This is a genomic window from Maritalea mobilis (genome assembly GCF_004363175.1).
Lineage (GTDB): Bacteria > Pseudomonadota > Alphaproteobacteria > Rhizobiales > Devosiaceae > Maritalea > Maritalea mobilis.
Window position 1 is genome coordinate 1241118 of record NZ_SNYR01000001.1, and the last position, 13701, is coordinate 1254818.

At 51.6% G+C, this 13701-nt stretch carries 11 protein-coding genes; 3 read left to right on the plus strand and 8 right to left on the minus strand.

Annotation, left to right across the window (positions count from 1 at the left end):
- The first annotated feature begins 68 nt into the window (after positions 1-68).
- Both ATL17_RS05970 and ATL17_RS05975 read left to right on the plus strand, forming a co-directional pair.
- Complete coding sequence (locus tag ATL17_RS05970; protein ID WP_133571839.1) at positions 69-569, plus strand: ClbS/DfsB family four-helix bundle protein; 501 nt, start codon at positions 69-71, stop codon at positions 567-569.
- A 130-nt stretch (positions 570-699) separates the two neighbouring features.
- A complete protein-coding gene (locus tag ATL17_RS05975; RefSeq protein WP_133571840.1) occupies positions 700-1311 on the plus strand; it encodes a DUF6498-containing protein in 612 nt (203 codons plus the stop codon).
- Between the two features lie 12 nt (positions 1312-1323).
- On the opposite strand, the gene ATL17_RS05980 is transcribed toward ATL17_RS05975, so the two are convergent.
- The 6 genes from ATL17_RS05980 to ATL17_RS06005 all read right to left on the minus strand — a co-directional run bounded on the left by ATL17_RS05980 (position 1324) and on the right by ATL17_RS06005 (position 7313).
- Entirely contained in the window at positions 1324-1932 is a 609-nt protein-coding gene (locus ATL17_RS05980; protein WP_133571841.1) for a GNAT family N-acetyltransferase, read from the minus strand.
- Between the two features lie 20 nt (positions 1933-1952).
- Positions 1953-2879, minus strand: coding sequence for an ABC transporter ATP-binding protein (locus tag ATL17_RS05985; RefSeq protein ID WP_133571842.1), 927 nt, complete (start codon positions 2877-2879; stop codon positions 1953-1955).
- The gene (locus ATL17_RS05990; protein ID WP_133571843.1) at positions 2880-3689 is read right to left on the minus strand and encodes an ABC transporter ATP-binding protein; all 810 of its coding nucleotides are present in this window, start codon (positions 3687-3689) and stop codon (positions 2880-2882) included.
- The gene (locus tag ATL17_RS05995) at positions 3686-4600 is read right to left on the minus strand and encodes an ABC transporter permease (protein WP_133571844.1); all 915 of its coding nucleotides are present in this window, start codon (positions 4598-4600) and stop codon (positions 3686-3688) included. The genes ATL17_RS05990 and ATL17_RS05995 overlap by 4 nt, the downstream gene beginning before the upstream one ends.
- A 3-nt stretch (positions 4601-4603) precedes the next feature.
- Positions 4604-5581: an ABC transporter permease gene (locus ATL17_RS06000; protein ID WP_133571845.1), complete on the minus strand. Its 978-nt coding sequence runs from the start codon at positions 5579-5581 to the stop codon at positions 4604-4606.
- Between the two features lie 76 nt (positions 5582-5657).
- Positions 5658-7313 carry an ABC transporter substrate-binding protein gene (locus ATL17_RS06005; RefSeq protein WP_133571846.1) on the minus strand — a complete coding sequence of 552 codons (1656 nt, stop codon included), beginning with the start codon at positions 7311-7313 and terminating at the stop codon, positions 5658-5660.
- Positions 7314-7613: 300 nt separating this feature from the next.
- Between ATL17_RS06005 and ATL17_RS06010 the strand changes: the two genes are divergently transcribed.
- On the plus strand, positions 7614-10943 hold the full coding sequence (locus ATL17_RS06010; RefSeq protein WP_166638908.1) for a hybrid sensor histidine kinase/response regulator: 3330 nt from the start codon (positions 7614-7616) through the stop codon (positions 10941-10943).
- 17 nt (positions 10944-10960) lie between these two features.
- On the opposite strand, the gene ATL17_RS06015 is transcribed toward ATL17_RS06010, so the two are convergent.
- Together ATL17_RS06015 and ATL17_RS06020 are read right to left on the minus strand one after the other, a co-directional pair.
- Positions 10961-12205, minus strand: a complete 1245-nt coding sequence (locus tag ATL17_RS06015; RefSeq protein ID WP_133571848.1) for a Tm-1-like ATP-binding domain-containing protein — start codon at positions 12203-12205, stop codon at positions 10961-10963.
- Between the two features lie 9 nt (positions 12206-12214).
- Positions 12215-13699, minus strand: coding sequence for an aldehyde dehydrogenase family protein (locus ATL17_RS06020; protein ID WP_133571849.1), 1485 nt, complete (start codon positions 13697-13699; stop codon positions 12215-12217).
- Between the last annotated feature and the right edge of the window lie 2 nt (positions 13700-13701).

Sequence of the window (13701 nt, forward strand, 5' to 3'; positions counted from 1 at the left end):
CCAAAAGTTGATGCAGATCATGGAAAGTTCCGCCCAATGAAGCAGCATAGGGGGCAAAGGAGAGAGCTATGCCTGCTGCCACATCAAAAGAGGACCTGATTGCGGTCACCGATAAAGAATATGCAAAACTGCAAAAACTACTGTCGGACATACAAGATGATTTTGCCCTTCAAAAGGATGATGAAGACACATCGATCAAAGATGTAATTGGACACCGCGCCCATTGGATTGAGCTTTTCCTTGGGTGGTATAATGATGGCATGGCGGGCAAAGAAGTGCACTTCCCCGCCAAAGGCTATAAATGGTCCGAACTCAAGCGGTACAATGGCAATCTGCGCCAGCAGCAAGCCAATCTGTCTTGGGACGACGCGGTGGCCCTTATGCGCACCAATCACAAAAAGATACATCAATTCATGGAGAACCATAGCGACAAAGAGCTTTATGGCGGTCCCATGAAAGGCGCCAACAATGAATGGACACCTGGCCGTTGGGCGGAAGCCGCAGGCCCCAGCCATTATAGATCTGCTGCAAAATATGTGCGTGCCCGCATTCGTAACGCCAAAAAGTGAGTTTTTCCAAAGCGGCTGGCATCATGTGCCACCCGCGCTTCTGCTCGCAAAAAGGACTTTGTTAACCATTTGCTTACCATAGTGGTCATCTCACCTGATCACCCCACAACTCCGCGCCCTGCTCTATATTATGTCCACCCGTTCCACATTGCTGCTGTTGGCCAACAATATTCTACCCCTATTGGGGGTTTTGCTATTGGGATGGAGTGTTTTTGAACTGCTGCTCGCCTTCTTATTGGAAAGTGTGGCGATTGCATTTTGGACCCTGCTGATTTTGCTTTTCAGCAAGAAACGCCGCCAACATGAACTTGAATATTCGCCTCGGCATTTTTGGCCCAAGCGGATTTTCGACCTGTTTACAGTGTTAGGCGTGTGCGCGATCTTTTTCCCCAGCACCTTTTATCTATATGGGCGGGTATATGGCGGCATACCGCTCGCGCGTTTTGGCAATCCGGCCGATCTATTTCAAGAGATCATCATAGCCAAGCAACTCTATTGGCCGCCGCTCACGACCTTCGTGATGGGTGCTTACGCGTTCTTGTTCGAACGAAACTGGCTGGACCTCGACCAGCTCTATGCAAACCTATTCATCCGAATAGCCATGCTGCAAATCGTGCTCGTCATTGGGGCAATGCTGTCTGTGAAGTTTGGCGCAATGGCTGGCTATATCATTTTTTGGACGATGCAAATTTTGCTGGATTTCATCTATTTACAAAATCCAAAAGCAGTAGAAACCGAATAGCATTACAGCCGACTAAATTGCGCGCGCAAAAATCGGCGCGCCGTTGTCGGCCACCTGCTCAAATCCCATCGCTTTGTAAAAGCCGATCGCGCGGTGGTTTTCACGATTGACCCCCAAATGAATACCGCTCACGCCATCTGCCCGCAACTTGTCTAATGCGGCACGCATCAATTTACCGCCAAACCCATCGCCTTGCGCTGGTGGCAACAAATTGATGTGCAAATGCGCCGGATAATCGTCGGCATAATCTGGGGCAGGTTGTTGGTTTTGCGCCAGCGATGTCAAAAAGTTGCGATCACCCTCGGTTTGTGGCTCAAACTCTTGCAAAAATGATGCAACCCTTGGCCACCAATTGTCTTTTTGCCAAGCTTCATATGCTCTCGTATTCGCAGCCGTCACAATGTATCCCACAGCCTCGCCTGCGCCATTATCCACCACAAAACAATGTTCAGGATTAAAAAGCACATAGGGCACCGCCCAAATCATGCCGGGCAAATCCAAGCGGGAGTAGCGATCACGAGCATCCTCACCGCTTGCAGCAGTGCGCACGCAAATATCACTGATGGCAACTTCGTCTTCAAGGCGCGCAGCACGCACAAAAAATTTAGACAAATCCACCATCAATGACCTCCTTCAATATATTAGGCTGCCCGCACAAACCGGCCAGTCGAAATCTCTTCCAACGCCCCAGTGCTGGCCGCCGTTTCAGCCCGCACCTTATCGGCAAATTTGGAAAAGTCACGTGCATGTTCAAAATCAGCATTGATCCGCGTATGCGCATTCGGCACAGAGGACAAAAGCAGCTTTGAATAGGCATGTTGCGGGTCACGAACGATCAAGTCCGATGGTCCGAACTCAACAATGCGTCCACCAAACATAACCGCAGTATTCTCGGTCAAATAATGCGCCGTCGCCAAATCGTGCGTGATGTATAAAAATGTAATGCCACGCTCTTTTTTAAGACGGTTCATCAAGTTCAAAATAGACCGACGGATCGACACATCAAGCATTGACGTAGGTTCATCAGCGATAATCAATTCTGCCCCGACAGCCAAAGCACGGGCCAAATTGATCCGCTGACGTTGTCCGCCAGAAAGCTCATGCGGGTACTTGTCCAACATCACAGAAGGGTCCAACTCCACATCTTCAAGCGTGCGGATCACCTCTTGCTCAAGGGTAGAACCGTCAGGCACCCGACTGTGCAGACTGAGTGGACGTGCCAGATGATGGCGTACAGTGTGCGTAGGGTTTAGCGAGGCAAACGGGTCTTGAAACACCATTTGCACCTTGCGTGCATTTTCGCGCTTTTCTTTTGAGTTGCGAGCGCTGGTGATGCTTTTGCCATTCACCAAAATATCGCCTGCATCAATATCAAACATGCCTGCAATCGCACGGCCACAAGTGGATTTGCCTGAGCCACTTTCCCCCACCAAAGCCAAGGCTTCACCCCGGCCAAGTTTAAAGGAAATATCCTGCAGTGCTTTGACCTGTTTTGAGCCACTAAAGATGGTTTTGAGCGTATAGGTTTTCGAAACGCCCTTCACTTCCAAATAGGGTTGGTCAGTCATTTACGCCACTCCCTCAGCATCTTCAAAGCTGGGCATCGCATCCCACAATTGCTTGGTGTAATCATGTTGCGGATTGTGCAAAATTTCATGCGCACTGTTCACTTCCACAATCTCGCCTTTCAGCATGATTGCAATGCGATCTGCAAATTGAGACATCAGCGCCAAATCGTGGGTGATGAACAAAATTGAAAAGCCAAACTTCTTCTGCAGGCCCGCAATTTCTTGCAAAATTTCCCGCTGCACCACCACGTCCAACGCGGTGGTTGGCTCATCCATAATGATCATTTGCGGTTCAAGAATAAGCGCATTGGCCAACACCACACGCTGCCGCATGCCGCCGGACAGTTGGTGCGGATAATCATCAAGCCGCACCGGATCAATGCCCACCAATTCCATCAATTCAACAGCGCGAGCGCGCGCTTCTTCAGTGCTTTTGCCAGTATGGCGATGATAAACATCACGGAATTGCTCAAAAATGGTCAATACCGGATTGAGCGCATTCATGGCGCTTTGGAACACCAAAGACACTTTGCTCCAGCGCCATTGCGCCAATGTTTCCTCATCAAATGCCAACACATCTTCACCATCCACGGTGATGTCACCGCCAGCAATAAAAGCTGGTGGCCGGTGCAAACGCATCAATGCGTATGCAATGGTGGATTTACCACATCCGCTTTCCCCGGCAAGGCCAAGCACTTCACCGCGATTGATGTGCAAATCAACGCCTTTCACCGCCCGAAACGGACCATCTAGGGTCATATAATCGACCTTGAGGTCTTTAACGTCTAGGAACCGTTCTGATTGTGTCATGATGCAGCTCCCTTCGCGCTTTTATAGCTCCGGTCAAATTTCTTCTGCGCCTTCACGGCTTTATTGATGGCACCCAATGTCCGCAAACGAGGGTTTGAGATTTCATCAACGCCGAAGTTGAGCAAACTCAAGCCAATACCGATGGTCACGATGGCGAAACATGGCGCAAACATTTCCCACCAAGCACCAACGGTGATCGCTGACGAGGTTTGGGCGTTATAAAGCATGTTGCCCCATGACACAGCGAGCGGATCGCCAAGCCCCAAAAACTCAAGTGTCGCTTGGGTGATGATGGTGTAAACCACAGACCCGATAAAGTTGAAGCCGATGATGGACAACAGGTTGGGCATCAATTCGATGCAAATGATCCGCCAGCTCGGCTCACCAATTTGCTCTGATGCTTCAACAAACTCGCGCCGTCGCAGGGTCAATGTCTGGGCACGGGTGACCCGTGCCCCCCACGCCCAGGACGTTAAGCCAATAATCAGCGCGATCATAAAGGGGTCGGATTTACCGATAAAGGCCGCGAGCACCAATAATAGGGGCAATTGGGGTATGACCAATGCAATATTGGTGATGAAGTTCAAACTCTCATCAATAACCCCGCCAAAATAGCCTGCGGTCACGCCGATCAATGTGCCGATCACGGTCACGATCAACCCGGCGGAAAAACCAACCATCAAAGAAGTGCGCGTGCCCCAAACAAATTGAGTGTAAACATCGCGGCCCATCCGGGTGGACCCCATCACATGCTCCACACTCGGCGCTTGGTGTGGCCGCGCCACCCGTTTGGCCGGGTCGTGGCTGGTGATCAAAGGAGCTGCCAGCGCCAGAGCTATGTAAGCCAACACAATCAACATGCCTGCGGTGGCTTTTTTGTTACGCATAACAATCGAGAAAAATTTCAACATGATTTATGCCTTCCGCAGACGGGGATCGAGGAAAATATAGATGAAGTCGATCAAAAGGTTCGCTGTCAGCATGGCCAAAGTCATGATGATCAACTGACCTTGGATCAGCGGATAGTCGCGGGCGATGATGCCTTGGAACAAAATATTGCCAAGCCCGGGATAGTTAAACACGATCTCAATGATCAAAGAGCCGCCCATAACAGAGCCCAAGCTCAACGCAAATGCGGTCATTGATGGTAACAAGGCATTCCGCGCCGCATAATTATAACGCACACGCTTGTCCGACAGGCCTTTGGCGTGCCCCATCACCACATGTTCTTCACCCAATTGCCCAATCATATTGTTGCGCATGGTGATCAAATAGCCGCCGATGGACACAAAGGCCAAAGTGCCGATTGGCATCAAGGCATGATAGAAAACAGAGCTGAGATATTCCCAAGTAAAGCCGGGATCGATTGAAGGATCATAGGCATAGCTGGTGGGCAAAACCTCAAGCACCAAGCCAAAGATATAAAGCGTGGTGATGCCGATCACCAAGGCGGGCACAGATTGCACCGCAAGGGCCGAAGGTGAAATCACGCTGTCAAAACTGCCGCCGCGCTTCCATGCAGCATAGATGCCCAACAGAGAACCAATGCAGAAAGCAAGGATAACTGAGGTCCCTGCCAAAAACAGAGTCCAAGGCAGAGCCTGCATCAAAACATCCATCACAGTCAGTGGATATTTTTTAATCGAAACACCAAAATCCCAAGAGAATACGGATTTCAGATAGATAAAATATTCTTCAATAAGAGGCCGCTCCACAAAGCCGAATGTTTCGGCCAAAGCCTTTTTGGCTTCTGGTGGCAAGCTGTTGCCCGCATTGGCGAACATAATATCAATGGGGTTACCCGGCATCAGGCGCGGCAGCAAAAAGTTGATGGTGGCCGCCACCAAAAATGCGACGAGATAAAACATAATTCGTCTAATGATGAATGACATTTTGGTCTTCCGATCTTTTACAAAGAGGGCGGTGCCTAAGCACCGCCCACCATCTCAAGCTTTCAAAAGGGAGGGACTAGCTCTTTGGCTTGATTGAAAGCAAGTGAAGGATACGCTCTGGGTTACCGTCATGTACGGTTGGAACCGCATAATCATTCTCAGCAGAGAAGAAGCCTTCAAAGCGTGCTGTGTTGTACTGGTACCAATATGGGTTGTTGAACACAGGGATGTGCGGCATGTCTTTAGACAAGATCATCTGAATTTCATTCATGATCTCGCGCTGTTCAGACTCTTCCGCAGTTTTGAAGAAGCTATCAAGCAACTTGTCCAACTCGTCGTTGGTGTAACCGGTTACAGAGAAACGGCTCGCCATCGCTTTTGAAGAGTGGAATGTGTCAAACGCCATATGTGGTGTTACACCAACAACCAACGCGTTGATTGCACCTTGGTAAGACCCATCCAGCAATTGCTGGGTCCAAGCAGCAGCTTCTGGTGTTGAAACGCTGGCATTAACGCCGGCTTCGTTCAAACCTTCAACAGCCAATTGAACTGTGTTTACCCAGTCAGTCCAGCCGTTAGGTACAATCAAGTCAAACTTGATCGGCTTGCCTGATGGTGTGTCGATGAAGCCATCGCCATCTGCATCTTTATAGCCAGCTTCTTCCAACAGAGCCATTGCACCTTCAATATTGTATTCGGTGTATTGACCATATTGTGCGTCAGCTTCTGGGTTGTTCCATGCGTGGTAACCACGGCCCAAGCCTGATGGATATTGGTTGATGGTTGGGTAGCCATAACCCGCAATGTCAACCATAGCCTGACGGTCCATCGCCATAGAGAAGGCACGACGGAAGTTCACATCACTAAAGGCTTCTTTGTTGCCTTCTTCTGATGCATTCATGTTCAGGTTAAAGATAACCAATGAACCACCTGGGAACCAATATTTGTGGTTTTCAGGGTCTTTCGCCACATAGGTTTTTTCGATGTCTGGCAAAAATGAACCAAACCAATCCAACTCGCCTTTTGCCGCAGCAGTCAAAGTTTGGTCGTTGGTTGCGATTTGCGGGAAGCGCATGCAATCAATGTCCAAATCATCAGCTTGGAAATAGTGTGGGTTGCGGCACTGCACATATTCTTGTGGTGTGAAGCGACGGATTTCAGTCAATGGACCAGAGCCAACTGGATTTGGGTTGGTGAAGCTTACAGGATCTTCAATCTCCGCCCAAACATGCTCAGGCACAGTGTGAATGCGTGCAACGTCAAAGATCAAACCAGTGCTGGCCTCTTTGTAGTTCACTTTCACATGGCTATCATCGATCAACTCAACGCTGTCGATTTTTTCCCAAAGCGCACGTGTATCCAGCGCTGGGTGCTCTTTAATCAAATTGAATGTGAAATAAACGTCATTTGCGTCAAGTGTTTCACCATCTGACCATTTTACGCCATCACGAATTTTGAACGTGACAGAAGTCAAATCATCTGAATATTCGAAGCTCTCAGCCAAGCGATATTCAGGCTTACCGCCTTGCAAACGGTTGAACACAACAAGCTGCTCAAACATGAAGTCGCGAACTGAGCGCACATCTGATGTTTGGTTGAATGGGTTATAAACTTCAGCAAATGCTGTTGTTTGGTGGGGGACGGCTGTCAAAATGACATCTTCGGCCTGGGCAACTGATGTGCCAGCCATAAGCGCAGCGGTAACCGCTGACAAAATCATGCTACGACGCATGGGAGTTCCTCCTAAAAATTTATCCTCTCACTTGCGATCTTTATAATGTCGCAAGTCCCTCAGCCCTGCCCCTGTCGCCTCTTGACAAACGCGATGCTGCAGGTGAGCTTATACCAAACCAATTGAATACCAAAAGTCACGCAGCGCATTCTGAAAAATCTGCTGAAAAATCGTAAAAATCGATTTTTGGCCAAATGGTATCAAACACTTAGACTATATATGAGATGCCACTGCTGTGGATAAATTGGTCTATAAAGTGACCGGGGGAGGCACAAATTGGACTATATGCGGCCAAATAAAATGGCACCAAGAGGTCTACATGCGAGATTGTTGCTGGCCTTCACTGGCATCTCATTGATTCCACTCCTCATTGTCAGCGCCACCTTCTTTTATGTGCTTATTGCCAATCTTGAAGATGAGAACTTCGCCAAACTCGAATTCGTCAATGAGGCGAAACAGGCTGAAATCCGGCAATATTTGCAATTTGCCTCCCGCCAGGCAGACTCTTTAAGCCAAACAAATATCGTAAGGTATTCAATTGGTGAGTTTTACGGTTTTAGCTATGGCTTCCGCGAAATCTCCCCAGAACCGGAAGAAGCCGCCCGAATTTTGCGCGCAGCCTTTGGCGTCGGCGGCACTGCCAGCCGCGCTGACCGCGATAAGCTGATCAGCACCGCCCTGATTTACGACAATATGCACGCCCAGTTCCATGGCGAATATCAGGCCTTCATCGATTCTGCTGAATATGACAATCTCTATTTGGTCAACAATCAGGGACGCATTGTCTATTCGGTTGAGAAGGACAATTATCTCGCCACTTCAATTTATGGCCCGCTGGCCAATGCGCCTGTCGCGCAAATATCGCAAAAGCTCCTCTCCACGGAAGAAGATTTAGGCATCGTTTTTCATGATTTTGATGAAGACGCAGTCACCGGGCACTTTGCTGCCTATTTGGCCGTAAAGGTCAAATTCTATTCGCGCCCCAGCGGTGTTGTCGTGTTCCGATTGCCCACCAATGGCGTGGAGCGCTTGGTGCAATCTGAAACCCGCGAAGCCGGACGCGTGTTCCTCCTGTCATCAAATCGGCAGGTACTCAGCCACCCGTCAGAAAGCGACTACACCATTGGCGACAAGCCGGGTGCCGCCCGCACCTTGCGTCCAACTTCTGATCGCGAAACAGCCAAGGTGTCCAACGGTCTCACCAATGGCCCCGCCCTCGCCGCTTTTGGCGGCGTGCGTGTGTTTGACCGCGATTGGCTTTTGGTCAGCGAAGTGCCAACGTCACAAGCTTATGCCAGCGTGAATACACTGATCGCCACGGTTTCAGCCCTTGCTTTGTTGGCAATTCCCATTCTGTTTTTCATCGCGACGCGCTTGGCCAGCAGCGCCACACGCCCCATTTTACGGATCACCAACACGGCGGAGGCCATTGCCGCTGGCGACTTAAACCGCACCATGCCGGATATTGAAAAGCCAATCGAGTTAAAGCGTTTGGCCGATAGTTTCGGCCGCATGCGCGATGCGGTGCGCGACCAGCTTTCGCAAATCAACGCCAACGTCGCCGCCATTGAAGAAAAGAACGCCCAGCTGGAAGAAGCGGACCGGATGAAGGACACCTTTCTGGCCAACACGTCTCACGAACTGCGCACGCCCCTCAATGGCATTGTCGGGATTTCAGAAACACTCACCGCAGGCGCGGCAGGCGATCTATCCGAACGTCAGCGCAGCCAACTGCAGCTAATCACCTTCAGTGCCCGCAAGCTGTCGCGCTTGGTGGATGATCTGCTCGATCTCTATCGCATTCGCCAAGGCCGAATGCGGTTGGACATGCACCCGGTTGATGTCGCCACCAGCGTGCGCAACGTCCTGCTGCTATCAGAACCCCTACTGCGCGGCGAACCGGTGACGCTAGAAGTCGATATCGCCAAAGACACCCCGTTGGTCATGGCCGACCCGGTGCGGCTTGAGCAAATCCTGCACAACCTGGTGGGCAATGCCATCAAATATACCGAAGCAGGCACCATCCGCATCACTGCCGAAGCGCAGGATGGCACAGTGCAAATCTCCATCGCCGACACCGGCATGGGCATTTCCGAAGCGGATTTGGGACGCATGTTTAAGCCACTTGAACAAGCTGATGGCGTCGACACTGCGCGGAAAACTGGCGGCACAGGTTTGGGCCTCACCATCGCCCGCCACCTCGCCACCATTTTGGGCGGCGAACTTTGGGCCAACAGCACCTTGGGTGAAGGCTCGGTTTTCACCCTAAAACTAAAATCCGCCACCGCAAAGGATTTCGAACTCGAAGGCGCACCAGCCATCGCCCGTCAATCTGAAGGGTATCAAGAAAAACTGAACAGTTCCGACGAAAGCTGGCTGCAGGAAGATCAACCGATCAAAGATGGCGTGCCAGAGATTCTGGTCGTCGATGACGAGCCGATCAATCTGCAAGTGCTGCGCAACGTTCTTCTGCCGCAAGGCTTCGGCGTGCGCACGGCTGACAACGGCGCCACTGCCCTTGAACTGATAGACAAGCACCGTCCAAATCTGATCATCCTCGACGTAATGATGCCCGATCTGAGCGGCCTTGAAGTGGCCCGCCGTCTGCGCGAGCGGTTCGACAGATTGGAACTTCCCATCATCATGGTCACCGCCCGCTCCCGCACCCGCGACATCATTGCAGGGCTGGAAGCTGGAGCGAATGACTATGTGGTCAAGCCATTCGTGAAGGACGAACTACTCGCCCGCGTCGACACGCTACTTGAAGCTCAACGCGCCCGCATGGCCAGCGCTGAAAACGCCCAGTTACACGCCGAAATGAAGCGCCGCATTCAAGTCGAAGACGCATTGCGCCTGTCTCAAACCCGCATGGCTGGCTTGTTAGATAGCCTCAATGTTGGCCTTTGGTGTGTGGAAGAAACGGGAGATCTATTCTACACCAACCGCTTCGCGCAAGATTGGCTGGGCATTCAGGCCGGAACACGTGCCAACATCAAGCAATTGGTCAGCGAACAGGAGTTTGGTGAATTGCTCGCAAACTGCCGTGAAGATGGTGCAGCACGATTGGAAAATGTGCACCTTAAAAACAAAGATGAAAAAGTGAGCTTGCACGCATTTGAAATGGACCAAGAAGTAGGCGGCGGCTTAAACATCATCATCCTGCCAAGCAGCAATGGCGATTGGGCCAACGCACCAGACCCGGCCATCCTGCGCCGCGCACTCGATACCATTGAAGTGCCCAGCATCGCGTCTACTGCGGTTAGCACAGAGAGCAATGAACGAACTGACGACAATAATGACGCCTATCGACAAACCACTGTTGAATTGATGTGCCAGGCGCTAAACATCTGGCAAAAATGCAGCAAAAAATCGAAATTTGATTTTGCGGAGCAAAGCGGAATTTGGCGCGTGCATTTAGATCGCTCGTCGCTGCAAACCCGGACGCTGGACAAATATTTCTCTATCGACACCCTGCCGCAAAACCCGCGCTGGCGCGATGTTTTGGCCACGGCAGATTATGTGTTGAACCATTGCGCAGAGGGCGACATGCAAACGGAGCTAAAAGCCCTTAAATCCTTGCGTGATCAGGTCAAACAGATGGTCTTAGATGGCGCGGCAAAAATCGGGTAATGCCGCGCCTTCTAGCTTTATGCTTTCGGATTTTTCACCGTGCCATCAGCCAACCACTGATCAAACAGTTGCAGCACAAAGTCGCTAAACGCTTGATCATTGATGTGGCAATCCAGTTCCGTGAAGCCGACCTGCCCCTGCACTGATTTAGCCAGTTCCGCCACAAAGGCCGCGTGATTTTCCGGCTCATACGCAGGCTCACCCGGCTTGTCCCACTCTTCAATGCCTTGAAGCGGCGAAATGATATGGGTTGGCGCTTTATTTTCCGCAGCACGCCCCGCTAATTCTCGCGCCAACAAACGCCGCTCATCTGCATTCAATGTGGCAGACGACAAAAGCCGATTATGAGCATGGAATGAGCGGTCATTAAACTGCTCAGGAAAAGGCTGCCAGCCCGGAAAATCCACCAGATCAATACAGCCCGGCGCAATCATCGCAGGCGTGCCAGAAACGGCCGCACCGCGCAACCGATCCGGCCCGGAGCTGACCACCGACCCCATCAATTCATTGCCCATCTCCTGTGGTGCAAAATCCATCACGCACGCAAATTTGCCTTCACGCGCCAGATTTTCAAACGCCATGCCGCCCATGCCAGTCGCGTGGAAAATGGCCACTTCAAAGCCCCGCTCTTCCAGTGCAGGCTTTAGTGCTTTCATATAGCGCAAGCAGGTAGACCCCATGCTGGTCATGCCAATCATTGGGCGACCTTCAGCAGGCAGCTGAACCGCCTGCGTTGCGCCCAACACCGCACCAGCCGCTTGGCTCAACGATGCTTTGCACACCGAATTCAAGCCATAAAGCCCCCCAGCCCACAGGATCATCTGAATATCTGTCGCCAAACGATCCGCTGGAATAAGCGGTGAAAATGCGATGGTGGAAATGATATATTTCGGCACCCCAAGTGGCAGTGCTCGTGCGCAATCCAGCGCCAGATCGGTGCCCATAGAGCCACCCATAGCGATCATCCCATCAATGCGACCCTCAGCCTGCAATTGCTGACACAGGGCAGATGCACCCCGCGCCATAATCTGCATCGCCACATTCTCATCACCGGAGTCGATGGCTTCCTGAATGCTCGACCCAGCCGCCTCCGCCACGTCATGCTTCGACACATCCGTCGGCGTTGGTGGGTCGCCCAAAACGCTCACATCCATGGTGAGCACATTGCCGCCCTGCCCTTTGATGGCATTGGTCAAATAATCCAGCTCATCGGATTTGGTGTCATAAGTGCCGATCACCAAAATGGTTTTCTTCTCTGCCATGGTGCCTCCCTAAAGCTGGATCCAAGCCGTTTTCAGATTTTCATATTTCTCAATCGCGTGGAGCGACTTGTCTGCCCCATTGCCAGACTGCTTCATGCCTGCCAGCGGCACATTATTGCCCGCGCCGCCATAAGTGTTCACATGCACCACGCCAGATTTGATGTTGCGGACCATGCGGTGCGCCCGCGACAAGTTCGATGTCCACACGCCCGCCGCTAAGCCAAAGTCCGTGCCATTGGCCAATGCCACGGCTTCTTCTTCCGTATCGAAAGGCGTGACAGACACCACTGGCCCAAACACCTCATTTTGGAACAAATCCATATTCGGCTTGATGTCGGTGAAAATAGTTGGCTCCATATAATAGCCCTGCCCGGCATTAAGTTGCTTGCCGCCCGTCACCAAGGTGCCACCTTCTTTTTGCGCCCGCTCTACAAAGGCCAAATCGCCCTCAAGTTGCTGCGCCGTGGTGATCGCGCCAATATTGTTGCCCAAATCCAACGGGTCACCGACTTTATATTTCGCGGTTTCGGCGCGCAGTTTTTCAACAAAGGCATCATGAATGGTCCGCTCGACCAATATGCGCGATCCCGCCACGCACACTTCCCCCGAATTTCGGAAAATACCAGCCGCAGAAACCTTCGCCGCATGGTCCAAATCCGCCGCATCGGCAAAAATAATGTTGGGGGACTTGCCGCCCAATTCGAGATAGAGCCGCTTCATATTGGAGCGGGCAGCATAATCCATCAACCGTCGCCCCACACCGCCAGACCCGGTAAAGCCGATAATATCAATATCATGGTGCAGGCCCATGGCCTCGCCCGCCATAGAACCGCTGCCTGTGATCACGTTCAACACCCCATCCGGCAAACCCGCTTCTTGGCAAATTTCGGCCAAGCGCAACAAGTTGAGCGATGCAGCCTCTGATGGTTTCAACACCACGCTGTTGCCCGCTGCCAGTGCAGGCGCAATTTTCCATGCCCCGATCATCATCGGGAAGTTCCAAGGCACAATCGCCCCCACCACACCAACTGGCTCACGGTGGATGAGTGCCAATTGATTGTCTGCAGTGGGCGCAATTTCACCGTAAACCTTGTCGATGGCTTCTGCATAAAAGCGGAATGTGCCCGCTGCTGATCCCGGCTCGGCTTTGATTGCCATGCCGATTTCCGTGCCATTATCCCGTGCGCCCAGCACTGCCATTTCTTTTGCATTGTCCGCGATCAGATCGGCAATTTTGTGCATTATTTTCATGCGGCCCTGCGGCGCCATGCGCGACCAGTCTCCGCGCTCAAAAACCTTGCGCGCCGCAAGCACCGCCCGGTCCACATCTTCAACAGTTGCCGCCGCCAATGTTGTCAGCTTTTTGCCGTCAATCGGGCTCACCACATCAACAGTGCCACCATCGCTGGCATCGACCCATTGGCCATCAATCAGCATTTTTTGCGGCGCAATCACCTTGTGGCGTAGCGCATTGATCTCTTCTTGCGTGATCATTC